Origin of the sequence: Myxococcus sp. AS-1-15 (assembly GCF_020037055.1) — a bacterium.
Classification (GTDB): Bacteria; Myxococcota; Myxococcia; order Myxococcales; family Myxococcaceae; genus Myxococcus; species Myxococcus fulvus.
Genome location: NZ_JAIQDF010000011.1, coordinates 1 through 26,003, shown reverse-complemented (window position 1 = coordinate 26,003; position 26,003 = coordinate 1). Strand labels below are relative to the sequence as shown.

General features: G+C 71.7%; 8 protein-coding genes. 7 read left to right on the top strand and 1 reads right to left on the bottom strand.

Annotated elements, in window-relative coordinates; genetic code table 11:
* Positions 1-29 precede the first annotated feature (29 nt).
* Positions 30-1,103, top strand: coding sequence for a 4-hydroxyphenylpyruvate dioxygenase (gene hppD, locus K8625_RS26955; RefSeq protein ID WP_223784312.1), 1,074 nt, complete (start codon positions 30-32; stop codon positions 1,101-1,103).
* A gap of 28 nt (positions 1,104-1,131) precedes the next feature.
* Here hppD and K8625_RS26950 read toward each other — a convergent pair whose 3' ends face one another.
* A complete protein-coding gene (locus tag K8625_RS26950) occupies positions 1,132-2,481 on the bottom strand; it encodes a cytochrome P450 (RefSeq protein ID WP_223784311.1) in 1,350 nt (449 codons plus the stop codon).
* 378 nt (positions 2,482-2,859) lie between these two features.
* Here K8625_RS26950 and K8625_RS26945 point away from each other — a divergent pair, with 378 nt between their 5' ends.
* The 6 genes from K8625_RS26945 to K8625_RS26920 form a co-directional block, all read left to right on the top strand.
* Complete coding sequence (locus K8625_RS26945) at positions 2,860-9,324, top strand: MupA/Atu3671 family FMN-dependent luciferase-like monooxygenase (RefSeq protein ID WP_223784310.1); 6,465 nt, start codon at positions 2,860-2,862, stop codon at positions 9,322-9,324.
* A 7-nt stretch (positions 9,325-9,331) separates the two neighbouring features.
* Positions 9,332-13,912, top strand: a complete 4,581-nt coding sequence (locus K8625_RS26940) for a type I polyketide synthase (protein WP_223784309.1) — start codon at positions 9,332-9,334, stop codon at positions 13,910-13,912.
* 19 nt (positions 13,913-13,931) lie between these two features.
* Positions 13,932-18,608 (top strand): beta-ketoacyl synthase N-terminal-like domain-containing protein, encoded by a 4,677-nt coding sequence (locus K8625_RS44570; RefSeq protein ID WP_370641989.1) that lies wholly within the window; start codon positions 13,932-13,934, stop codon positions 18,606-18,608.
* A gap of 31 nt (positions 18,609-18,639) precedes the next feature.
* Positions 18,640-19,938 (top strand): glycosyltransferase, encoded by a 1,299-nt coding sequence (locus tag K8625_RS26930; protein ID WP_223784307.1) that lies wholly within the window; start codon positions 18,640-18,642, stop codon positions 19,936-19,938.
* Between the two features lie 20 nt (positions 19,939-19,958).
* Positions 19,959-24,332 (top strand): type I polyketide synthase, encoded by a 4,374-nt coding sequence (locus K8625_RS26925; protein ID WP_223784306.1) that lies wholly within the window; start codon positions 19,959-19,961, stop codon positions 24,330-24,332.
* Positions 24,333-24,437: 105 nt separating this feature from the next.
* Positions 24,438-26,003, top strand: a 1,566-nt coding sequence (locus tag K8625_RS26920) for a condensation domain-containing protein (RefSeq protein WP_223784305.1), incomplete at its 3' end; no start/stop codon positions are given.

The window sequence follows — 26,003 nt, the reverse complement described above, 5'->3', positions numbered from 1 at the left end:
CTCAGGTCCCCTGAATCGAGGTTCTGCGAGTGGTGCTCACGAACGTGGAGCATGCGGAGCTGTATGTGGGCGACGCGGTCCTCTCCGCCTACTACTTCTGCCATGCGCTGGGCTTCCGGATGGTGGCGAGCGGCGGGCCGGAGTCGGGGCTCGCGGGACAGCGCTCCTTCGTGTTGGAGCAAGGCGCAGCCCGGCTCGTCGTCACCTCGGCGCTGGGTGCCGAAGGTGAGGTCGCGGAGTATGTCCGTGCACACGGTGACAGCGTGCGGGACATCGCGCTGGGCACGCCCGACGTCGTCGCCACGTTCGACCAGGCGGTGCGCCGGGGCGCGCGTCCGGTGGCACGGCCCGCGGTCTTCGAGGCGGCAGGCCAGCGCGTGGTGAAGGCCACGCTCGCCGGGCCCGGAGGCTGGGTGCACTCGCTCATCCAGCGGGACACGCCCGGGGGCGCGTTCCTTCCGGGCGTCTACCTGCCCGTGGACGCAGGGCCGTCCGGAGGCGCGTCACTGTTTCGCGACGTGGACCACCTCGCCTTCGCGCTGCGGGCGGGCACGCTGCTGGACACGGTGGCCTTCTACGTGGACGTGCTCGGCTTCGAAGAGACCCACCAGGAGGACGTGCGCACCGAGTACAGCGGCATGAGCTCGCGCGTGGTGCAGGCGGCGGGCGGACGCATCTGCTTCCCGCTGCAGGAGCCCGTCTCCGGCACGCGTCGGGGACAGCTGGAGGACTTCGTGGACGCCCACGGTGGCGCGGGCGTGCAGCACCTGGCCTTCCTGGCGGACGACATCGTCCGCGCGGTGGACTCGCTGGGGCAGCGCGGCGTGGGCCTGCTCGACGCGCCTCGGGGCTACTACGAGGCGCTGGAGGCGCGGCTCGGCTCGCTGGGGCCATTCCCCCGCGAGCAACTCCAGTCGCGCAACATCCTGATGGACCGCGATGCGTGGGGGGTGCTGCTCCAGGTCTTCACCCGCTCACAGCACGCGCGGCGCACGCTGTTCTTCGAGGTCATCCAGCGCCACCAGGCGCGCGGCTTCGGCGGCGCCAACATCCAGGCGCTCTACGCCGCCAAGGAGCAGGACGCCACGCGCGCCGTGGGTTGAGCCGCGCGCGGCGTTGCTTCGAGGCGCTTCAGCCGCGCCGCTCCGGACGCATGGGCATGCCGCCCTTGGGCAACAGGGCGATGCCCGGGTAGATGTCCACGCGCCGGCCAGGGATGGCGTGGAAGCGGTAGCGCTGGGAGACCATGGCCAGCACCAGCGCGCCGAACATCAGCGCCAGGTTGTTGCCGATGCAGATGTGCTGGCCCGCGCCGAACGGCAGGTAGGCGAACTTGTGCCGCGCGGCCTTCTGCTCCGGCGTGAAGCGCTCCGGGTCGAACACGTCCGGACGCGGCCAGAACTCCGGATGCCGGTGGAAGACGTAGGGCACGGCGAGCACGGACGCGCCCGGCTCCACGGTGTACCCCCCCAGCGTGTCCGCGTCCTTCGCCGTGCGAAGCAACCGCCACGCGGGGGGATACAGGCGGAGGGTCTCCTCGAACACCTGCGTCGCGTAGCGCAGCCGGGGCAGGTCCTCGAGCGTCGGGGCGCGGCCACCGAGCACCGCGGCGCACTCCGACGCGAGGCGTGCCTCGATGTCCGGGTGCCGCGACAGGAGGTGCCAGGCCCAGGAGAGCGCCACACCCGGCCCCTCGTGGCCGGAGAACAGGTTCATGAACTCGTCACGCAGCTCCTTGTCCGTCATCGACTCGCCGGTGTCGCGGTCCTTCGCCGCCACCAGCATCGCCATGATGTCGTCCTGGGGACCGCCGGCCTTGCGCTGGGCGATGACCTCCTTCGCCTTGACGTTGAGCATCCGGAGGGTGCCGAAGAAGTCCGCCCACTTCTTCTTGTAGATGGGCAGCCGCTCCAGCCGCAGCAGCCGCGACATGAACGTCCCCCGGTCGTTCATGATCCACATCATCCGCCCGACGGCCGCCGCCGCCGCCGCGTCCGGCTCCTCCGAGTACAGCGCGCGCGTGGTCATCCGCAGCGACAGGCTCCCCATCTGCGCGGCCATGTCGAACGGCCGCGCGGTGGCATCCGCCTCCCACGCGGTGAGCGTCCGCTGGACCAGGTCCACCATGCCCGCCAGCAGGCCCGCCAGGCGGTCCCGGTGGAACGAGGGCTGGACGAGCCGGCGCTGGCGCCGCCAGTAGTTCCCCTCGCTCACGAACAGCCCGTTGCCCAGGAAGGGGTCCTCGGACAGCTCCTGCTTCGAGTAGTTGGGCGCGTTCTCGGTGAGGAAGTACCGGATCTGATCCGGATGACTCACCATGTAGGTCGCCGAGGCGCCCGTGTCGAAGCGGACCACGTCCCCATACTTGCGGAAACCCTGGGTGAAGTAACCCAGCGGGTCGTGCTCCTGACGCAGGACATTGAGCCAGACGGGAAGACCCCGGGGGCCGGGGGCGGACGAAGGTGCTTGAGGCGATGCCATGAGGTCTCGCGAGCGAAGTTCTCCAGTTTATCAGAAGAGCCTGACCCCCTGACAAACCAAGGAGTTAGAGCGGTTCGTGGCTGACTAGACATTCCAGATAAAACAAGGGATGAAGGCAGAGGGCATGCTTCACCTTCGACCTAATTTTCCTCACTCACGGCTCCGGACGACGGTGCCGTGCCGGCGTGCGGTAGCGGGCCACTCGCGGCAGAGCCAGGGGCGGATCGGGACAGCGTCCCCCCTGAGGCGCCGCGGCGTTTCGTGTCGTCGCTGTTAGACGCCAGACCCCCACCAGCCACCAGGACGTGAAGCGGTACCGGGACGGCCACGCCCGGGCCCGCGGTACCACCATCGCGAGTCGTCCGCCGGGGAGCACGCATGAAACAGCACCATGAGACGTCCGCGGGGGACTTCCACCATCTCGTGGACCTGCTGTGCCATCGGGCGGGCACCCAGGGCGACGCGCTGCTGTATCGCTTTCTCGAAACGGGAGACGTGGACGGCCCGGTGGAGGAGTGGAGCTACGCCCGGCTGGACGCGCGAGCGCGGGCGCTGGGCGCGCTGCTGCGGGCCTCGGGCTCACCGGGAGACCGTGCGCTGCTGCTGTATCCGCCGGGGATGGAGTTCGTGGCGGGCTTCATGGGCTGCCTGTACGCGGGCGTCGTCGCGGTGCCGTGCTATCCGCCGGACCCGACGCGGCTGGAGCGCACCCTGCCCCGCCTGCGGGCCATCGCGCAGGACTGTGGCGCGCGCTACGTGCTCACCACGAGCTTCATCCTGGAGATGTCGGAGCTGTTCAAGCCGCAGGCGCCGGAGCTCGCCGCGCTGCAGTGGCTGGCCAGCGACGCGGTGCCGGAGTCGATGGCGGCGGACTGGCGGCGGCCGGAGCTGACGGGCGGCACGACGGCGTTCCTCCAGTACACCTCCGGCTCGACGGGCAACCCCAAGGGGGTGATGGTCAGCCACGCCAACATCCTGCACAACGAGGCGCTCATCACCCGGGGCTTCGGGCTGGAGGCGTCGCGCTCGTCGGGGATGGGGTGGCTGCCCATGTTCCACGACATGGGGCTCATCGGGAAGGTGCTCCAGCCGCTGTATCTGGGCTTCCCGTGCACGCTGATGTCGCCCATCTCGTTCCTCCAGCGTCCGCTGCGCTGGCTGGAGGCCATCTCCCACTTCCAGGCGACGTGCAGCGGCGGGCCCAACTTCGCGTACGACCTGTGCGTCCGGAAGGCCACCGACGAGGACCGCGCGAAGCTGAAGCTGGGCAGCTGGGAGCTGGCGTTCAACGGCGCGGAGCCGGTGCGGCGAGAGACATTGGAGCGCTTCGCGGAAGCCTTCGCGCCTTGTGGTTTCAAGCGCACGGCATTCTACCCCTGTTACGGTCTGGCGGAGGCCACGCTCATCGTCACCGGCGGCACGCAGGGCGAGGCGTTCGTCCACGGCGACTTCTCCGCGGACGCGCTGGAGCAGGGTCGCGCGGCGGCGCCAGAGAGCGGAGACACGCGGGCGCGGACGCTGGTGGGCTCGGGCGTGAGCGCGGTGGACCAGGAGGTGCTCATCGTCCAGCCGGAGACGCGCGAGCGGCTCGGCGCGAACCAGGTGGGCGAGGTCTGGGTGCGCGGGCCCAGCGTGGCGACGGGCTACTGGGAGCGTCCCGAGGAGACCGCGCACGCGTTCGACGCGCGGCTCGCGTCGGGCGAGGGGCCGTTCCTGCGCACCGGTGACCTGGCCTTCCTGTCGGAGGCGGGGCAGCTGTTCGTCACCGGCCGGCTGAAGGACCTGCTCATCATCCGCGGCCGCAACCTGTATCCCCAGGACCTGGAGCTGGAGACCGAGCGCGCGCATCGCGCCATCCGCGCGGGCTGCTGCGCCGCCTTCAGCGTGGAGGTGGAGGGCGAGGAGCGGCTGGTGGTCGCGGCCGAGGTCGACGTGCGCGACGGCTTCGACGCGAGCATCGTCGTGGCCGCCGTGCGCAAGGCGCTGGCGGAGCAGCATGCCGTCCACGCGCACGCCGTCGTCCTGCTCCAGGCGCGCAGCATCCCGAAGACGTCGAGCGGGAAGATTCAGCGCCGCGCCACGAAGGCGGCCTGGCTCGCGGGTGAGCTCGAAATCGTCGAGGCCTCGGTCGCCGCCGCGGAGCCCTCGCCGAGCGTCCCCGAGTCCACCATCCCGCTCAAGGAGCAGCTGGCCACGGCGGAGGACGGCCAGCGGCTCGCGCTGGTGGAGGACTTCCTGCGCCGGGCCGTGGCGCGCGCGCTGCGGCTGGATGCCTCGGCGCTCCCGGGCGACACGGAGCTCGCGGGCCTGGGGCTCGACTCGTTGATGGTGCTGGAGGTGCACGGCCAGCTGGAGTCGGAGCTGGGCGTGGCGCTGCCCGCTGCATTCCTCTGGGTGAGCCCCACGCTGGAGGCCGCGGCCCTGCGGCTCCTGGAGGCGTGGCGTGGCGTCCGGCCCGAGCACTCGCTGGTGGCGCCGCCGCTGAGCGCGGGACCTCGCGAGGGCGAGCATCCCCTCTCCTCCGGTCAGCTCCGCCTGTGGTTCCTGGACCGCCTGGTCCCCGACAGCGCGCTGTACAACCTCCACTTCCAGCTCCGGCTCACCGGTGCGCTGGACACCGGGGCCCTGGCGCGGAGCCTGGATGCGCTCGTCGAGCGTCACCCCGTGCTGGGCGCGGCGTTCCCGGAGGTCGACGGACAGCCCCGGCTGCTGGTGCGCGCCAGCGTGAAGCTGTCGTTCCCCGTCGTGGACCTGCGCCCCATCGCGTCCGAGGCGCGTGACGCGGAGCTGCGCCGTCTGTCGCTGGAGCAGGCGCGTGAGCCCTTCCGGCTGGCCGAGGGCCCCGCGGTGCGCGCGTCCCTGGTGACGCTGGGCGAACACGAGCATGTGCTGCTGATGACGCAGCACCACATCGCCACCGACGGCTGGTCCATCGGCGTGCTCGCGCATGAGCTGGCGGCGCTGTACCGCGCGCAGGTGACGGGCGCGGCCACCGAGCTGCCCGCCGTGAAGCTCCAGTACACGGACTTCGCCCGGTGGCAGCAGGGCCTGGGGCCGCTGCTCGACGCGCAGCGCGCATACTGGGGCAAGCAGCTTGCGGGGCTGCCAAGGCTGGAGCTGCCCACCGACTTCCCGCGTCCGCGCGAGCCCGGGTTCCAGGGCGCGCTGCATCACCTCGCGCTGGAGCGCTCGCTCGTCGAATCCCTGCGCGCGCTGGGGCGTCGCGAGGGCTGCACGCTCTTCGTCACGCTGACGGCCGCGTGGACGGCGCTGCTGCACCGCTACAGCGGACAGGCCGACTTCGCCGTGGGCACCGTGGTGGCGAACCGCGAGCGTCCGGAGCTGCGCGGCGTGGTGGGCTTCTTCGCGCACACGCTGGTGCTGCGCGCGAACCTCTCCGGCACGCCGAGCTTCCGCGAGCTGCTCTCCCGCACGCGGCAGACGTTCCACGAGGCGCTGGCGCACGCGGACCTCCCCTTCGAGGAAGTCGTGGGCGCGGCCCGTGCGCCGAGGGGCGGCGCGGACAATCCGCTGTTCCAGACGGCCCTGCTGCTGGAGGCGCTGCCCCCGACGAACCTGTCGGTGCCCGGCATGCAGTGGCGTCCGGTGCTGCCGGTGCCGGATGGCGCGGTGGAGGGCACGTCGAAGTTCGACCTCCAGCTCTCGCTCGCGGAGGGCGCGGACGGCCTCACCGGCGCGCTCGAGTACCGCACCGACTTGTTCACCCCCGCCACCGTGGCGCGGCTGGCCCGACAGCTGGAGACGCTGCTGCGCGCGGTCGTCGACACCGTGGAGACGCGGGTGGACGACCTGCCGCTGCTCGGCGCGGACGAGTCGCGACAGCTGCTGGTGGACTGGAACGACCTCACGCCCGCGAGCACCGAGCACACCTCCATCCACGCGCAGTTCCGGGCGCAGGTGGCCAGGACTCCCGACGCGGTGGCGGTGGCAGGTGACGACGCGACGCTGACGTACGCGGAGCTGGACGCGCGCTCCAACGCGCTGGCGTGGCACCTGCGCGCCCAGGGCGTCGGCACCGAGACGCGCGTGGGGCTGTGCGTGGAGCGCTCGGCCGCCATGGTGGTGGCGATGCTGGGGGTGCTCAAGGCCGGCGGCGCATACGTGCCGTTGGACCCCGAGTATCCCCGCGAGCGACTGGCGTACATGCTGGAGGACTCGGGCGCGCCGGTGTTGCTCACGCAGACGCACCTGCGCGGCGCCATCCCCACGGGCAGCGCGCGCGTCGTCGCGTTGGAGGACCTGTCCCTGACGGAGGGCACGCAGCGGGACACGCCTCCGCCGTCGACCACGGGCGCGGGGCACCTGGCGTATGTCATCTACACGTCCGGCTCCACGGGCCGCCCCAAGGGCGTCATGGTGCCGCACGGAGGGGTGGCCAACTTCTTCTCGGCCATGGACACGCGCATCGGCCATCCGCCCTCGGGCACGTGGCTGGCCGTGACGAGCATCTCCTTCGACATCTCCGTGTTGGAGCTGCTGTGGACGCTCACGCGCGGCTTCAAGGTGGTGGTCCAGGGCGAGGGCGCGTCCATCAAGGCGCCGGCCCGGGCCTCGGCCGCGCGTGCCACGCCGATGCAGATGAGCCTCTTCTACTTCGCGGACGACGCGGAGGCCTCGGCCGGCGACCGTTACAAGCTGCTGCTGGAGGGCGCGAAGTTCGCGGACCGTCACGGCTTCGCGGCGGTGTGGACGCCGGAGCGTCACTTCCATGCCTTCGGTGGGCTGTATCCCAGCCCGTCCGTGGCGGGCGCGGCAATCGCCGCGGTGACGGAGCGCGTGGCCATCCGCGCGGGCAGCGTGGTGCTGCCGCTGCACCACCCGGTGCGCGTCGCGGAGGAGTGGGCGCTGGTGGACAACCTGTCGCGAGGCCGCGTGGGCATCTCCGTCGCCTCCGGCTGGCACGCGAACGACTTCGTCTTCGCGCCCGAGCGCTACGAGCAGCGCCGCGAGCTGATGCTGGAGGGGCTGGACACGGTGCGCCGCCTGTGGCGCGGCGACACGCTGCGCTTCCCGGGCGGCGCGGGTGCCCAGGTGGACGTCACCCTGCGGCCGCGGCCGGTGCAGCAGGAGCTGCCGGTGTGGCTCACGGCGGCGGGCAACCCCGACACGTTCGTCACCGCGGGGCGCCTGGGCTGCAACGTCCTCACCCACCTGCTGGGGCAGACGTGGGAGGACCTGGAGAAGAAGCTGGCCCTCTACCGTGAGGCCTGGCGCGCGGCGGGACACGCGGGCGACGGACACGTCACGTTGATGCTGCACACGTTCATCGGTGAGGACGCCGCGACGGTGCGCTCGGTGGTGGAGAAGCCCTTCCGGAACTACCTGCGCAGCTCCGCGGACCTGATGCGCGGACTCGGCCGCACGCTGGGCGTGGACCTGGACACCGCCACCGAGGCGGACCTGGACCGGCTGGCCGCGCAGGCCTTCGAGCGCTACTTCGAGACGAGCGGACTGTTCGGCACGCCGCGCTCCGTGCGCGAGCGGATGGAGCAGCTGCGCGCCCTGGGCGTGGACGAGGTGGGCTGCCTCATCGACTTCGGCATCCCCGCGGACACCGTGCTGGCCAGCCTGCCGCTGCTGCACGAGGTGAAGTGCCAGGCGGACCGTGACGGCGCGCGCCAGCGCACCGCGCGCTCCATCCCGCTCAACCTGCGTGAGCACGCCGTGACGCATCTGCAGTGCACGCCCTCGCTGGCGCGCGCCCTCCTCGCGGACTCCGAGTCCACCGAGGCCCTGCGTGGCCTGAAGCGGTGGATGGTGGGCGGCGAGGCCCTCCCCTCCTCCCTGGCGACGTCGCTGCGACAGGTGCTCCCCGAGGACGCGCGGCTGCTCAACATGTACGGCCCCACGGAGACGACCATCTGGTCCTCCACGCACGACGTGCGCGGCGAGTCGGGGCCGGTGGTGTCCATCGGCACGCCGTTCCTCCGGACCCGCTTCTATCTGCTCGACGCGCGGCTGCGGCCCGTGCCCGTGGGCGTGCCGGGCGAGCTCTACATCGGCGGCGCGGGCGTGGTGCGCGGCTACCTGTCGCGTCCGGAGCTGACGGCCGAGCGCTTCGTGCCGGACCTGTTCTCCTCCGAGCCGGGCGCCCGGCTGTACCGCACCGGAGACCGGGCCCGCTGGCGCGACGACGGCACGGTGGAGTTCCTGGGCCGCGTGGACCACCAGCTCAAGGTGCGCGGCTTCCGCATCGAGGCGGGTGAAATCGAGGCGGTGCTCAGCGCACGCCCCGAGGTGCGCGAGGCGGTCGTCGTGGCCCGCGAGGACTCACCGGGCGACGTGCGGCTGGTGGCCTACGTGGTGGCGCGCGACGGGCAGACGGTGGACGCGACGGCGCTGCGCGACGCGGTGGCGCAGAAGCTGCCCGAGCACATGGTGCCCTCCGTGGTGGTGGACCTGCCGGCGCTGCCGCTCACGCCCAACGGCAAGGTGGACCGCAAGGCCCTGCCCGCCCCCAGCGCGACGCGGAGCTCACGCGCGGCCTTCGTGGCGCCGCAGGGTCAGCTCGAGCAGCAGATCGCCGACATCTGGAAGCAGGTGCTCAAGGTCGAGCAGGTCGGCGTGAACGACAACTTCTTCGACCTGGGTGGGCACTCACTGCTCATGGTCCAGGTCCACGCGCGGCTCAGGGCGGTGCTCGGTGGGGAGCTGCCGCTGCTGAAGCTGCTGGAATACCCCACCGTCAGCGCGCTCGCGCGTCACCTGCGCCAGGGCGCCACCACGCCGCAGGCCAATCCGGTGGAGACGGCGCAGGACCGCGCGAAACGCCAGCTCGAGAGCCTGAAGCGACAGCAGCAACGGGCAAGGAAACAGGGATAGGTCCGTCATGGGTCGTCGTCACAAGGTGTACGAGGGTGACTCGGGGCTGGCGGTGGCCATCGTCGGCATGGCCGTGCGTGTGCCCGGCGCCGCGGACGTGGACGCGTTCTGGCGGATGCTGCGCGACGGAGTGGAGGGCATCACCCTCTTCTCCGACGACGCGCTGAAGTCCCTCGGGGTCGACCCGTCGTTCCTGGCCAACCCGAACTTCGTGCGCGCCGGGGCCGTGCTGGAGCGCCCGGGCCGCTTCGATGCGGGCCTCTTCGGCTACGCCCCTCGGGAAGCGGAGCTGCTGGACCCGCAGCACCGCGTCTTCCTCGAGTGCGTGTGGACGGCGATGGAGCACGCCGGCTACTCCACGGGACGGCTCCCGGGCACCTCCACGGGCGTCTTCGCGGGCTCGAGCCTCAGCAGCTACCTGCTCTTCAACCTGCTGTCGCGCGAGGAGTTCCAACGGGCCGAAGACACCTTCCCGGCCATGGTGGCCAACGACAAGGACTTCCTCGCCACGCGCGTCGCCTACCACCTGGACCTGCGCGGCCCGGCGCTGACGGTGCAGACGGGCTGCTCCACGTCGCTGGTGGCCACGCACCTGGCCTGCCAGTCGCTGCTCGGCTACCAGTGCGACATGGCCGTGGCCGGCGGCGTCTCCGTGCACATGCCGCAGCGCACGGGCTACCACTATCAGGAAGGCGGCATCACCTCTCCGGACGGGCACTGCCGCGCGTTCGACGAGCGGGGCCAGGGCACCCTGTTCGGCAGCGGCGCGGGCGTGGTGGTCCTCAAGCGCCTGGCGGACGCGCTGGCGGACGGCGACACCATCCACGCCGTCATCCGTGGCTCGGCCATCAACAACGACGGAGCCCTCAAGGTCGGCTTCACCGCGCCGGGCTTGAGCGGACAGGCGGAGGTCATCGCCCGGGCGCAGAGCCTCGCGGAGACGCCGGCGGACTCCATCACCTACGTGGAGGCGCACGGCACGGCCACGCCGCTGGGCGACCCCATCGAGGTGCAGGCGCTCGACATGGTGTTCCGCCGGAGCACCGACAAGCGCGGCTTCTGCGGGCTCGGCTCGGTGAAGACGAACGTCGGACACCTGGACGCGGCGGCCGGCGTGACGGGCCTGGTGAAGACGGTGCTCGCGCTGGAGCACGCGGAGCTGCCCGCGAGCCTCCACTACGAGAAGCCCAATCCGCGCATCGACTTCGCGAACAGCCCCTTCTACGTCAACACGAAGCTCACGCCCTGGCCCGAGGGGCCGACGCCGCGCCGCGCAGGCGTGAGCTCGTTCGGCATCGGCGGCACCAACGCGCACCTCATCGTGGAGGAGCCGCCGTTCACCCAGCCGGGCGACGCTTCTCGCGCCTGGCAGTCGCTCGTGCTCTCCGCGCGGACGCAGACGGCGCTGGAGGCCCAGACCTCGGCGCTGCTCACGCACCTGAAGGCGCATCCCGAGCAGCAGCTCGCGGACGTGGCGTGGACGCTGCAGACCGGCCGCAAGGCCCTGGAACTGCGCCGGGTCATCGTGTGCAAGGACCGGGAGGACGCGGTGCGGGTCCTGGAGACGCGGGATCCACAGCGGTTCTTCACGCACTCGCCCGGCACGACGTCGGTGTCGCTGGTCTTCATGTTCCCCGGGGGCGGCGCGCAATACCCGGACATGGGCCGTGGCCTCTACGACGCCGAGCCCGCGTTCCGCGAGGCGGTGGACCACTGCTGCAAGCTCTTGCGGCCCAAGCTGGGCTTCGACCTGAAGCCCGTGATGTACCCGGACGCGGCCTCGGCGGAGAGCGCGGGCCAGCGCCTCAAGCGCACCTCCCTGGCGCTGCCGGCGCTGTTCACCATCGAGTACGCGACGGTGAAGCTGTGGGAGTCCTGGGGTGTGAAGCCGGAAGCGGTCATCGGCCACAGCCTGGGTGAGTACATGGCGGCGCACCTGGCGGGAATCTTCTCGCTCGAGGACGCGCTCGCGCTGGTGGTGATGCGCGGCAAGCTCTTCGAGGAGCTGCCCGGTGGCGGCATGCTCAGCGTGCCGCTGCCCGAGTCGGAGGTCCGTCCTCTGCTCGGGGAGACGCTGTCCCTGGCGGCGGTGAATGGCCCCGCGCAGTGCGTGGTCGCGGGCACGGTGGAGGCCGTGGAAGCCCTGGCCACGGAGCTGACCCGCCGCGAGGTGGAGTTCCGTCACATCCCCATCGACGTCGCCGCGCACTCGTACGTGGTGAACCCGATCCTCGACCGCTTCAGCGACTTCATCCGCACCATCAAGCTCAACCCGCCGACGAACGTGCTGTTCCTGTCGAACCTCACCGGCACGTGGATCGACCTGGATGACGCGCTGGACCCGTCGTACTGGGTGAAGCATCTGCGGCAGACGGTGCGCTTCGGCGACGGAATCCGCGAGCTGGCCAAGGACCCCGCGCGCGTCTACCTGGAGGTCGGTCCGGGCCGGACGCTCAGCACGCTCGCGCGGCTCCAGGTCAACGGCCCCTCCGCGCCGGCGGTGCTCTCGTCCCTGCGCCATCCGCAGGACCCGGTGGCGGACGAGGAGCACCTCACCGCGACGCTCGGGCGACTCTGGGCCGCGGGCGTCGAGGTGAACTGGTCGGCCGTGCGCGGCAAGGCGCGGCGGCTGCGCGTCCCGCTGCCGACGTACCCCTTCGAGGGACAGGACTACTGGCTCGCGCCCCAGGCCCCTTCCGCGCGTCGGCGGTCCGCGGCGAACAAGAGCGCGGATGTCTCCAACTGGTTCTATCTGCCGTCCTGGAAGCGCGCCCCGCTGGCGCCGCCGCGCGCCGGGGCCGTCACGCCGAAGGACTGGGTCGTGTTCCTGGACTCCACCGGCGTGGGCTCGGCCCTGGCGATGGCGATGGAGGAGCAGGGACATCGCGTCGCGCGGGTGACTCCGGGCGCGAGGCTCGAGGAGCTGGGCGAGAACCACTTCAGCCTGGACCCGGCGGATGCAGACGAGCCGGGCTTCCTGCTGCTCGCGCTGAAGTCGAAGGACTTCAAGGTGGAGAACATCGTCCACCTGTGGAGCCTGGATTCTCGCGAGGGCGAGCAGGACGCCTTCGGCAACGAGCGCTTCGAGCAGGCCCAGGCGCGAGGGTTCCATCCGCTCCTCCGCCTGACGCGGGCGCTCACGGAGGCGGAGCTCCCCGGCCCCGTGGAGCTGACGGTCGTCGGTCGTCAGGCGCTCGACGTGGAGAGCTCGGATGAAGTCGCCCCCGAGCGCGCCACGCTTCCGGCCCTGTGCAAGGTCATCCCGCAGGAGCACGACTTCCTCTCCTGCCGCTACGTGGACCTGGGCCGTGGCCCGGTGGCGCTCGACACACGGGCGCTGCTGCAGGAGGTGACGAGCACGGCCACCGAGGCTCGCGAGCCCGTCGTCGCCTGGCGCGGGACGACTCGGCTGGTGCAGACGCATGAGCCGGTGCGGCTGGAGGCGGACACCCAGCCCGCGCGGCCCTTCCGTCACCGGGGCGTCTACGTCATCACCGGCGGCCTGGGCGGCGTGGGCCTGATGATCGCCCGCTACCTGGCGCGCCAGCATCAGGCGCGGCTCGTGCTCGTGAGCCGGTGGGGTCTGGAGATGGACCGCGGCGGCCACAAGCGCCGCGCGGTGAGGGAGCTGGAGGCGGCGGGCGCCGAGGTGCTGCTGGCTCGCGCGGACGTGGCGGATGACATGCTGCTCAGCGTCGCCATCACCCAAGGGGCGATGCAGTTCGGCGAGGTGCACGGCGTCATCCACGCCGCGGGCCTCGCGGGTGAAGGCGCCGTGGCGCTGCTCTCCGGATTGGATGCCGCCGCGTGCGAGCCCCACTTCCGCGCGAAGGTGCAGGGCACGTACGCGCTGGAGCTGGCGCTGGCGGGCCGTGAGCTCGACTTCGTGATGCTGGTGTCGTCCAACGCCTCGGTGCTCGGGGGCCTGGGGCTCGCGGCGTACGGCGCGGCGAATGCCTTCCTCGACGCGTTCGCGACCTCGCGCTCGAAGCAGGGGCTGACGCGCTGGGTGAGCACGAACTGGGATGGGTGGCCCTCGGTGGACGAGGAGTCCCGTGAGACGAAGACGAGCCTGGACGCATTCGCCATGACGGAGGACGAGGCCGTGGAGGCCTTCCGCCGCGTCGCGGAGTCCTCTCTGGGCGGGCAGGTGGTGGTCTCCACCGGAGACCTGGAGGCGCGCGTGGCGCGCTGGTTGAAGCGTGAGGGTGGGCAGAAGAACCAGGACACCTCGGGCGGCGCGACGCACGAGCGGCCGCAGCTGGGCACCGAGTACGTGGCGCCCACCGGCGACCTGGAGCTGGCCCTGACGAAGGTGTGGCAGGAGCAGCTCGGGCTGTCGCGGCTGGGCATCCATGACAACTTCTTCGACCTGGGCGGCAACTCGCTCCTGTGGCTCAAGATCGTCGGACGGCTGAAGCGGGAGCTGGGGCGCGAGGTTCCCCTCACCTCCGTCTTCGAGGCGCCCACGGTGGCCGCGCTGGCGAAGAAGCTGGGAGCGCTCGGCGCCCCTTCGGACCCGCCCGGGTTCGAGTCGAGTCAGAACCGTGGAGCCGCGCGACGCGAGCGGCGCAGCCGCCGTGAGTGAAGGAGCGGACGCCGTGGACGTGAAGCAGCCGTCAGACATCGACGACGCGGACCTCGCCATCATCGGCATGTCCGGGCGCTTCCCTGGCGCGCGGAGCACGACCGAGCTGTGGGCGAACCTGCGCGGCGGCGTGGAGTCCATCCGCTTCTTCACGCCCGAGGAGAGCCTCGCCGCGGGCGTCGCTCCGGAGCAGGTGGAGGACCCGGACTTCGTGCGCGCCGCCGCGGTGATGCCCGAGCCCGAGTCCTTCGACGCCGCGTTCTTCGACATGCCGCCCCGTGAGGCGGAGCTGACGGACCCGCAGCACCGCGTCTTCCTGGAGGTCTGCTGGGAGGCGCTGGAGCACGCGGGCTACTCGCCGCGCGACTTCCCGGGCGCCATCTCCGTGTACGGCGGCGCCACGCTCAACACGTACCTGCTGATGAACCTGGCGCGCAACCCGCGCCTGCTGGAGTCGGTGGAGCCGGTGCAGGTGAACATCGGCAACGGCACGGACTTCCTGGCCACCCGCGTCTCGTACAAGCTGAACCTCCGGGGCGCGAGCCACGCGGTGCAGAGCGCGTGCTCGACGTCGCTGGTGGCGGTGCACCTGGCCTGCCAGAGCCTGCTCAACGGCGAGTGCGACATGGCGCTCGCGGGCGGCGCCTCCGTCAACGTGAGCTTCCTCCATGGCTATCGGCACGTGGAGGGCGGCATGGCGTCTCCGGATGGACGCTGCCGGCCCTTCGACGCGAAGGCGCGAGGCACGCTGTTCGGCAGCGGCGCGGGCGTGGTGGTGCTCAAGAAGCTGAAGGCCGCGGTGCGCGATGGCGACACCGTGCACGCGGTCATCAAGGGCTCGGCCATCAACAACGACGGCTCGCTCAAGGCGGGCTACACCGCGCCGGGCGTCGAGGGTCAGGCCCAGGTGGTGGCCGAGGCGCTGGCGGCCTCGGGGCTGGAGGCCGACGACATCGGCTACGTGGAGGCACACGGCACCGCGACGCCGCTGGGTGACCCCATCGAGGTGGAGGCGCTCACCCGCGCCTTCCGCGCGTCCACGCAGCGACGGCGCTACTGCGCGCTCGGCTCGGTGAAGGGCAACCTGGGCCACCTGGACGCGGCGGCCGGCGTGACGGGCCTCATCAAGGCGGCGATGGCGGTGAAGCACGGCGAGCTGCCGCCCAGCCTCCACTATGAGCGGCCCAACCCGGCCATCGACTTCGACAACAGCCCATTCTACGTCAACGCGACGCTCAAGCCATGGCCCGCCACCGCCATGCCTCGCCGCGCCGGGGTGAGCTCGTTCGGCGTGGGCGGCACCAACGCGCACGTCGTCCTGGAGCAGCCGCCGCGTCCGCTCGACAGCGCGACTCCGCGCCGTGCGTGGCAGTTGCTCCCGGTGTCGGCCCGCACGCCCTCCGCGCTGGAGACCAGCACGCAGCGGTTGGCGGAGGCGCTGAAGAATCTCCCCGACGCGAAGCTCGCGGACGTGGCGTGGACGCTCCAGGCGGGTCGTCAGCGCTTCTCGCACCGCCGCTTCATCCTCGCGCGCGATGCGGGCGACGCGGTGGAGGCGTTGACCCGGACTCCCACCGAGCCGTCAGCCCCCGAAGCCCAGGACAGCGTGGACCGGCCGGTGGCGTTCCTGTTCCCCGGCCAGGGCTCGCAGCACGTGGGCATGGGCCGCGCGCTGTACGACGCGGAGCCCGTGTTCCGGGCCGAGGTGGACCGGTGCGCGGCGCTGCTGGTTCCGCACCTGGGCGGCAAGGACCTGCGCGACGTGCTGTATCCGAAGGCCGGCACACCGGAGGAGAACGAGCGCACGCTGGCGAGGACGGAGCTCACCCAGCCCGCGCTCTTCGTCCTCGAGTACGCCACCGCGCGGCTGTGGATGACCTGGGGCGTGAAGCCCGCCGCGATGCTCGGCCACAGCATCGGTGAGTACGTGGCCGCGTGCCTCGCGGGTGTCTTCTCGTTGGAGCACGCGCTCCAACTGGTGGCGGCGCGTGGACGGCTGATGCAGTCGCTCCCGTCCGGGGCGATGCTGGCCGTGCCGCTGAGCGAGGACGAGGTGCGACCCTACCTCGGCACCGAGCTGAGCCTCGCCGCGGTGAACTCGCCCATGCAGTGTGTCGTCTCCGGGCCGCATGAGGCGGTGGAGCGCGTGCGCCGCCTGCTCGAGGAGGCCGGCGTGCGCAGCCACGTGCTCGCCACGTCGCATGCGTTCCACTCGACGATGATGGACCCCATCCTCGACGCCTTCACCGCTCGCGCGGCGGCCATGCCGCTGCGGCCGCCCACCCTGCCCTTCGTCTCCAACGTCACCGGGACGTGGATCACCACCGAGCAGGCGACGAGCCCGCGTTACTGGGCACAGCACCTGCGCGGCGCGGTGCGCTTCGCCGATGGGCTCCACGCCCTGCTGTCGGACCCGAAGCGCGTGTTGCTCGAATGCGGCCCGGGACAGGTGCTCAGCAGGCTCGCGCGGAGACATCCGGACACAGTCGCGTCGCGCCCGGTGCTCGCGTCCATGCCGACGTCGCAGGACACCGTCGCACCGGGCGCACCACCGATCGCGTATTCGACGCTGGGCGACCTCTGGCTCGCGGGCGTCACCGTCGACTGGAAGGGCTTCCACGGCGAGGAGCGACGCCAGCGGCTCCCCCTCCCCACCTACCCGTTCGAGCGTCAGCGCTTCTGGGTGGAGCCGGAGACGCGGAACACGCCGTCCTCCGAAGCGAAGAGCGCGCCCGCCGCCACGGAGACCGCGCTCGTCCAGGAGCCGATGGAGCGCTGGTTCCATGTGCCGTCCTGGAAGCGCGCCCCGCTGTCGTCCTCGCTCGTCGCGCGAGGGGTCACGCCTCGCGTCTGGCTGGTGTTCGAGGACGAGACCTCTCCCACCGACGCGCTCCTGGCTGCCGCCCCTGGTGACGAGCGACGAGTCCTCCGCGTGCGCCCGGGTACGGCCTTCAGTCGCACGGGGGACTCCGAGTTCACCATCGCGCCCGGCTCGCTGTCGGACTTCCGCGCGCTGCTCGGCGCGCTGCGTGACGTGGGCCTGCTGCCCGACGCCGTGCTGCACCTGTGGAGCCTCACGCCCGGGCTGCCCACGTCCTTCGCGCAGGCGCAGGCGAGCGGGTACCACTCGCTCGTCGCCCTCGCGCGTGCCCTCGTCGAGCACGCCCCCGAGAAGCCCTGCTCCATCTGGGTGGTGACCAACCAAGTCCACGAGGTGACGGGCGACGAAGCCCTCTCGCCGGACAAGGCCACGGTGCTGGGCCCCTGCCAGGTCGTCTCGCAGGAGCAGCCGTTCCTGCGCTTGCGCCACATCGACGTGGTGACGGACGCGGACTTCAAGCTGCCCCCCGCGAGCCTCCAGTCCCTGCGCGCGGAGCTGCGCTCGACGGCCCTGGACACGGTGGTCGCGTTGCGAGGTCCGCACCGCTGGGTCCGCACGCTGGAGCCGCTGCCGCTGCCCGACGCGACGGGCGCGAAGGTCCTCTCGCGCCCGGGTGGCATGTACCTGCTGGTGCATGGCCTCAGCGGCGTGGGCGCGATGAACGCCCGCGCCCTCGCGGGCATCTCGCCCGGCGCGAAGCTGGTCTGCCTGGAGCCCGCGGACCTGCCGTCACGCGAGCACTGGGACACGCACCTGTCCCAGCACGGCGAGGCGCATCCCTCTTCGCAGCGCATCCGTCGGGCTCGTCAGCTGGAGAGCCTGGGCGCCGAGGTCACCGTCATCTCCGTCGACGTGACGAGGCAGGAATCCCTGCGCGAAGCGGTGGAGACCGTGCTGGCGCGCTTCGGTGCCGCGCACGGCGTGGTGTACGGGGCCTGGCTGCCGCGCGAGCAGGTGGCGCGGCTCGTCTCCGAGACGGGGCCCGAGGAGAGCGCGTGGCACTTCGATGCGCGCGTGCGGGGACTGGCGCTGCTCGACCAGGTGCTCGGCGAGCGTCCCCTGGACTTCCGCGTGGTGGCGTCCTCCATCTCCTCCGTGCTGGGCGGCATGGCCACCGTCGCGCACACCGCGGCGAGCGCGTGGCAGGACACGTTCGCCCAGGCGACGACTCGCGCGGGGCGGCGTTGGGTGAGCCTGGATTGGGACGTGGTGCGCGTGGAGGACTACGGCGCGCATCCGGGTGCACGCGGAGAGGCCCTGGACCGGCTGGCCATCGCTCCCGAGCAGGGCGCCGAGGCCCTCGCGCGCGTGCTCTCGCAGTCCGAGGGCAGCTGGTGGGTGGTGTCCACGCACGACCCGGTGGCGCGACAGGCCCGCCCCCGCGCCGTCGAGGCGGTGGACTCCGCCACCCCGGCCGCGCGGCCTCAGCATCCCCGGCCATCGAACCTGCGCAGCGCCTATGTCGCGCCCACGACGGAGATGGAGCGCACGCTCACGGAGCTCTGGCAGCAGACGCTCGGTGTCGCGCCCATCGGCATCCAGGACAACTTCTTCGAGCTGGGCGGTGACTCCCTCATCGCCGTGCAGCTCAGTGATCGGCTCAAGCGGCGCCTGGACATCAGCGTGCCCGCCTCCAGCCTCTACGAAGGCGTCACGGTGAAGGCCCTGGCCGCCCTGCTCCAGCCTCCCGAGGCGGGCACGGTGCAGTCGGAGACGGACGAGCGCGAGTCCACGGTGCAGCGCCGCAAGCAGAACCTCCAGCGGCAGCGCTCCCGGCGGCGCTCCGACGACGAGGAAGTGGAGGACGAGGGCTGAGTCGGCCCGCAGTCGACCCTGCCCGCGCACCATGCGAGTCATCCTCACCAACTTCGGGTCTCTCGGTGACGTCCAGCCCTTCGTGGCCCTGGCCGTCGAGCTCAAGCGCCACGCCCATCAGCCGGTGCTCGCCGCAGCGCCCTCGTACGAGGCGCTGGCGCGGCACCACGGCCTGGAGTTCGCCCCGGTGGGTCCCGACCTGAGGGACGCACAGAGCGGCATCACCCAGGCGATGATGGGCAACCCCGCGGTCGCCCACTCCGCCGGAGGCATGCTCCAGCTCTTCCAGCCGCTCGCCGAGGCCGTGCCCCTCATGCTGGAGGACCTGCGCGCGGCATGCCGCAACGCGGATGTCCTCGTCAGCGGACGCGTGCAGCCCGCCGCCCGCATGGTGCACGACCTCACGCACCTGCCCTTCGTGACGGTGCTCGTGGAGCACAGCGGCAGCGGTGGCGGGAGCCCGGCGTTCCAGGCCGCGGTGCGCGGACTGGTGAACCCGCTGCGCGAGTCACTGCGACTGCCTCCGCTCGACAATCCGCTGGTGGATGGACTGTCACCGCAGCTGGTCCTCACCGCGCTGAGCCGGCACGTGCGTCCGCCCCCCTCGGACGCGCCGGCGCACCACCACACCGTCGGCTACTGCCTGCTCGACGAGCCGGACTTCACGCCGGACCCGAAGCTGGCCGCGTTCCTGGCGGAGGGCGAGCCGCCGGTGTGCATCACCTTCGGCAGCATGACGCACGCGGACCCGGCGGCGCTGACGGACACGCTGGTGGCCGCCGCCAAGCGCGCGGGACGACGGGCCCTCATCCAGCACGGCTGGAGCGGCCTGGGCCAGCGCGCCCTGCCTCCGACGGCGCACGCGCTGGGACAGGTGCCGCACTCGTGGCTGTTCTCGCGGGTGTCGTGCGTGGTGCACCACGGCGGCGCGGGGACCACGGGCGCGGCGTTCCGCGCGGGCGTCCCCCAGGTCGTCGTGCCGCACACGTATGACCAGTTCACCTGGGGCGAGGTCGTCCAGGAGCGCGGCTGCGGTGGACCGGCGATTCCCATCGGCGAGCTGAGCGTGGAGCGACTCGCGGCGGCGCTGCGCGCGGCGCACGAGGACACGGGCCCGCGCGCCTCGGCGGCGCGGCTGGGCGAGCAGCTCCGCGAAGAGCACGGAACGACGAAGGCGCGTCACCACATCGAGGACCTGGTCCGTCGGGTGGGGCTCGCCTCGGACCCGGTGAGCGGGGACGAGGGCGATGAGGACGCGGAAGACGAGGGGCGGCGTCAGCGGCGCAGGAGCGCGCTGAAGCAGCAGCGGGCGAGGAAGGTCGACACTTGAGCGGGACTCGGGAGAGAGACATGGCCACGGATTCGTCCAACGCGGACACCACCGGACTGGAGATCGCCGTCATCGGCATGGCGGGGCGGTTCCCGGGGGCGCGCGACCTGGAGGCCTTCTGGAAGAACCTGCGCGACGGCGTGGAGTCCATCCGGTTCCTGGAGGACGCGGACCTGGAGCCCAGCGCGCTCGACACCGCCGCCGTTCGCTCGGACCCGAACTACGTGAAGGCCGCAGCCGTCCTCGAGGACGCGGACCTGTTCGACGCGGGCTACTTCGGCGTCACCCCCAAGGAAGCGGAGGTGATGGACCCGCAGCAGCGCGTGTTCCTGGAGTGCGCCGTGGAGGCCCTGGAGCACGCGGGCTACGACACCGAGCGCTTCAAGGGCCGCATCGGCGTGTACGCCGGCGCGCGCACGGACACGTACGTCTTCAACCTCTTCTCGAACCCCGCCGCGCTGGGCGGGTTGGACCCGTTCGAGATCGGCCTGGGCAACGACCTGGCCTTCCTCACCACGCGCGTGGCGCACCGGCTCAACCTGCGCGGCCCCGCGTACTCGGTGCACACCGCGTGCTCCACCGCGCTCGTCGCCCTGCACCTGGCCGGACAGGCGCTGCTCGCCGACGAGTGCCGGATGGCCGTCGCGGGCGGCGTGGCCATCAACGTCCCGCAGAACGTGGGCTACCTGTACCAGTACGGCGGCATCGTCTCGCCGGACGGCCACTGCCGCGCGTTCGACGCGAAGGCGGCGGGCACCATCTTCGGCAGCGGCATCGGCCTCGTCGTCCTCAAGCGGCTGGAGGACGCGCTCGCCGACGGTGACACCATCCACGCCGTCATCAAGGGCTCCGCCATCAACAACGACGGCGCCGTGAAGGCCAGCTTCACCGCGCCCAGCGTGCAGGGCCAGGCCACCGTCATCAAGGACGCGCTCGCCGCCGCCGAGGTGTCCGCCGACAGCATCCACTACGTGGAGGCGCACGGCACCGGCACCGCGCTGGGCGACCCCATCGAGATCCGCGCGCTGACGAAGGCCTTCGGCAACAAGACGAAGGGGCGCCGCACCATCCCCATCGGCTCGGTGAAGACGAACGTGGGACACCTGGACGCGGCGGCCGGCAGCGCGAGCCTGCTCAAGGCCATCCTGGCGATGAAGCACCAGCAGCTCCCGCCCAGCCTCCACTTCGAGTCACCCAACCCGCAGATCGACTTCGACAGCGGCCCCTTCTACGTGAACACCACGCTCCAGCCGTGGCCCCGTGGGCGCACGCCCCGGCGCGCGGGCGTGAGCTCGTTCGGCATCGGCGGCACCAACGCACACGTCATCCTCGAGGAGGCACCCGCCACGCCCGCGTCGTCCGCGAGCCGTCCGTGGGAATTGCTCGTGCTGTCGGCGCGCAGCCACACGGCGCTCGACACGGCGACCGCGCGGCTCGCGCAGCACCTGGAGTCCCATCCCGAGCTGTCACTGGCGGACGTGGCCCACACGCTCCAGGTGGGTCGCAAGGCGCACTCGCATCGCCGGGTCCTCGTCGCCCGTGACGTCCAGGACGCCGTGCGCGTGCTGCGCATGGCCGAGCCCCAGCGCGTCCTCACGGCGACGCACGAGACGAGCCAGCGGCCCGTGTCGTTCCTCTTCTCCGATGCCGGCGCGGGCACGCCGCTGGAGTCGCTCTACCGCTCGGAGCCGGTGTTCCGCGCGGAGGTGGACGCGTGCGCGAAGCTGCTGCGCTCGCCGTTGGACCTGGACCTGAGCGCCGCGATGTATCCCGAGGACGGCAGCCGTCCCTCGCTCCCCGCCCCGCTGGGCACGATGGCGCGCTTCGTCGAGCAGTACGCGCTGGCGCGGCTGTGGATGGCCTGGGGCCTGGTGCCCGAGTCCGTGCTCGGAGAGGGCACCGGCGCGTGGGTCGCGGCGGCGCTCTCGGGAGCACTCCCGCTGGAGAAGGCCCTGACGATGGCGCTGCTCGGGGACCCGAGCAGTCAGCGTGCGGGCCTGACGGGCTCGGGGCTGAAGGCTCCCGAGACGCCGCTGCTCTCCTCCGCGACAGGCGCCTTCGTCACGGACGCCGAGGCCGTGCGCCCGGAGACCTGGCTGGACGCGGCGAGCAACACGTCCCGCCTGGACGATGCGCTGCGCGAGCTGGTGAAGGAGCCCACCCGCGTCGTCCTCACGATGGGGACCCCGGGGGCGCTGGTCGAGCGCGCCCGTGCGTTGGCCGGCACCACGGGCACGCGCGCGATCAGGACCAGCCTCGCGGACTCGCTGCCCGCGCTGGCCTCGGTGCTGAACACCCTGGGCCAGCTCTGGTTGGACGGCGTGGAGGTGGACTGGGACGACGTGAACGAGGACCGTGGCCTTCGCCGCGTGCCGCTGCCCACCTACCCCTTCGAGCGACAGCGCTACTGGGTGGCCCCGGCCGCGCGCGCCGAGTCCACGCAGGCCGTGTCGTCCCAGACGCCGCAAGGAAAGCTCGCGGACGTCGCGGACTGGTTCCATGTCCCCGCGTGGCACCGCACGGCGCCCATCGCCCTGGACCGCAAGGCGCTGCAGGAGCGCCGGTGCTGGGTGCTCTTCGTGGACGGCCTGGGCGTCGGCGAGGCGCTGGCCCGTCGACTGGAGGAGGCCGGGCAGGACGTGGTGCGCGTGCGCCAGGGCGGCGCCTTCATGCGCGACGCGGCGAAGCGCTACGCGCTGGATGCCCGGCTGCGTGGTGACTACGCGACGCTGTGGAAGGACCTGGCCGACCAGGACCTGAGCCCCTCGGTGGTGGTGCACCTGTGGAGCCTGGGCTCCTCGGGCGACGAGCCGTCCAGCCCCGAGCTGTTCCGCAAGGTCCAGGACACGGGCTACTACAGCCTGTTGCACCTGGGGCAGGCGCTCGCGAAGGGCGACACGTCGCGCCCGGTGCGCGTTGAAGTCGTGACGGACCGCGTGCAGGACGTCGCGGGCGAGGGCACGGCGCTCCCCGAGAAGGCCACGCTGCTGGGGCCCTGCAAGGTGATTCCGCAGGAGCAGGAGCACGTCTCCACGCGCTGCCTCGACGTCGTCGCCCCCGCGCCCGGAAGCCCGGCGGTGGAGAAGCTCGCGGAGCGACTGCTCGCCGAGCTGAGCCAGCGCTCGCGTGACGCCGTGGTCGCATGGCGCGGCAGCCTCCGCTACGCGCAGACGCACTCGCCGCTGCGCCTGGAGCCCGCCGGCGAGGCTCCCACGCCGCTGCGTGAGCAGGGCGTGTACCTCATCACGGGCGGCCTCGGCGGGGTCGGCCTGATGCTGGCCGAGCATCTGGCGCGCACGCTCCACGCGCGCATCGCACTCTTGGGTCGCACGGCGCTGCCCGCGCCCTCCGAGTGGGATTCCTACCTGGCCACGCATCCCGAGGACGATGCCGTGGCGCGCCGCATCCTCCGCGTGCGAGAGCTGGAGCAGGCGGGCGCCCAGGTGATGGTGGTGCACGCGGACGTCGCGGACGCGGCGCGGTTGGAGGCGGCCGTCGCCAAGGTGGAGGCCCGCTTCGGCGCGTTGAACGGCGTGCTCCACTGCGCGGGCGTCACGCAGGGCCCGTCGCTCTACAACCCGCTGACGGACATCGGCCGGAGCGAGTCCGAGACGCAGTTCGGCCCCAAGGTCCATGGCACCTATGCCCTGGAGCAGGTGCTGAGCCGGCGCTCGGCGGACTTCGTGCTGCTCTTCTCGTCCAACGCCGCGGTGCTCGGCGGCCTGGGCTACCTGACGTACGCGTCCTCGAACCTGTTCATGGATGCCTTCGCGCAGGCGCGCGCGGGCCGCACGGGGACGCGCTGGGTGAGCGCGTCGTGGGACCCGTGGCCCGAGGAGACGAAGCACACGAACGTGCGCACCAGCATGGACCAGTACGCCATGACGCCCGCGGAGGGCGCGGAGGCCGTGCGCCGGCTGGTGACGCTCGGCGTGGATGGTCAGGTGGTGGTCGCCACCGGTGACCTGGCGCAGCGCTGGCGCCTGTGGATTCAGCGGGAGACGTCGCAGCCCACCGCGGGAGCCCGCGCGGCCGGCAAGCCGCGTCGCTCGAAGACGCCCTTCGTCGCGCCCGGCTCCGAGCTGGAGAAGCAGCTCGCGGCGCTCTGGCAGGAGGTCCTCGGCGTCGACTCCGTGGGCCTCAACGACAACTTCTTCGACCTGGGTGGCCACTCGCTCCTGGCCACGCGCGTGGCGGGACGGCTGCGCACCCAGTTCGACCTGGACATTCCCCTGGCGAAGCTCTTCGAGGCCGCCACGGTGGCCTCGCTGGCGAAGCTGGTGGCGGACCATCAGGCGGCGCTGGAAGAGGCCGCCAGTCAGGCCGCGCTCGATGAGCTGGCCAACCTCAGTGACGAAGAAATCGAAGCCGAGCTCGCGCGTCGCTCGCGATAGCCGGCCCTGAACCTTTCATGGACCGGAGAGCCCTGCTCGTCCGGTCCCCTCGAACTTCCCTCCGCCCTGGGCATCCCCAGCCACCGGAGGACCCGGAGTCCAGCAATGAGCGGTAGTTCCAAGAACCTCGACAAGCTCACTCCCAAGCAGCGCGCGCTGTACGAGTTGCTCCTCAAGGAGAAGAAGGGCCAGCTGCAGGCCTCGTCGGCCCAGGCACTCGAGCGGACCATTCCGCGTCGCGCCAGCACCGAGCCGGCGCCCGCGTCCTTCCCGCAGCAGCGGCTGTGGGTGGTGGACCAACTCGAGGGCGGCCAGGCGTTCGCCTACAACGTCCACATCACCGTGCAGTTCACCGGCACATTGGACATCCCGCTGCTGGAGCGGTGCGTGAACCAGGTGGTGCGCCGGCACGAGTCGCTGCGCACGGTGTTCGCCGCGCGCGACGACGGGCTCCCCGTGCAGGTCGTCCTGCCGGAGCTGACGCTGAGCATCCCCGTGGAGGACATCTCCGCGCTGGCCAAGGAGGAGCAGGACGCGGAGGTGGAGCGCCGTACCAGCGAGGAGTCCCAGCGCCTGTTCGACCTGGCGAAGGGTCCGCTGCTGCGCGGCAAGGTACTGCGCCTGGGGCCCGACAACCACGTGGCGCTCGTCACCATGCACCACCTGGTGACGGACCGCTGGTCGCTGGGCGTCTTCGTGCGCGAGCTGATGGCGTTCTACGCCGCGGAGGTCACGGGACAATCGCCCGCGATTCCCGAGCTCGCCATCCAGTACTCGGACTTCGCGGAGTGGCAGCGCGAGCGGATGCAGGGCGAGCGGCTGCGCGTCGAGCTCGACTTCTGGAAGCAGCACCTGAAGACGCTGCCCGCGCCGCTGGAGCTGCCCACCGACAGGCCGCGTCCCGTGCGCCAGACGTACCGGGGCTCGCGTCAGTTCGTCACGCTCCCGGTGGCGCTCACGCGCGCGCTGAAGGAAGTGAGCCAGCAGGAGGGCGCCACCCTCTTCATGACGTTGCTGGCGACGTTCCAGACGCTGATGCACCGTCACTCGCGGCAGACGGACATCACCGTCGGCTCTCCCATCGCCGGCCGCAACGTGCCGGAGCTGGAGTCGTTGATCGGCTTCTTCGTCAACACGCTGGTGCTGCGCAACAACCTGGGCGGCAACCCCACCTTCCGCGAGCTGCTGCGCCGCGCGAAGGACGTGTGCATGGCGGCGTACGCGCACCAGGAGCTGCCGTTCGAGAAGCTCGTCGAGGAGCTGCAGCCTCCGCGCGACCTGAGCCGTCACCCGCTGTTCCAGGTGATGTTCAGCTTCCAGAACACCCCGCGCCAGGACCTGTCCATGCCGGGGCTCCAGTCCACGTATCTGCTCGTGGACCCCGGCTCGGCCAAGTTCGACCTGCTGCTGGAGCTGCGCGAGGACCGGCCGGACGAGATCTTCGGTTGGCTCGAGTACAACACCGACCTCTTCGACGTGACGACGGTCCAGCGGCTGCGTGGGCACTTCTACACGCTGCTCGGCGCGGTGGCCGCCAACCCGGACACCCGTCTGTCCGAGCTGCCGTTGCTCACCCAGGATGAGCACGTCCAGTTGCTCTCCGACTTCCAGGGCGAGCACGTCCGCTACCCCGAGGACGCCACCCTCCACTCCCTCTTCGAGGCCCAGGCC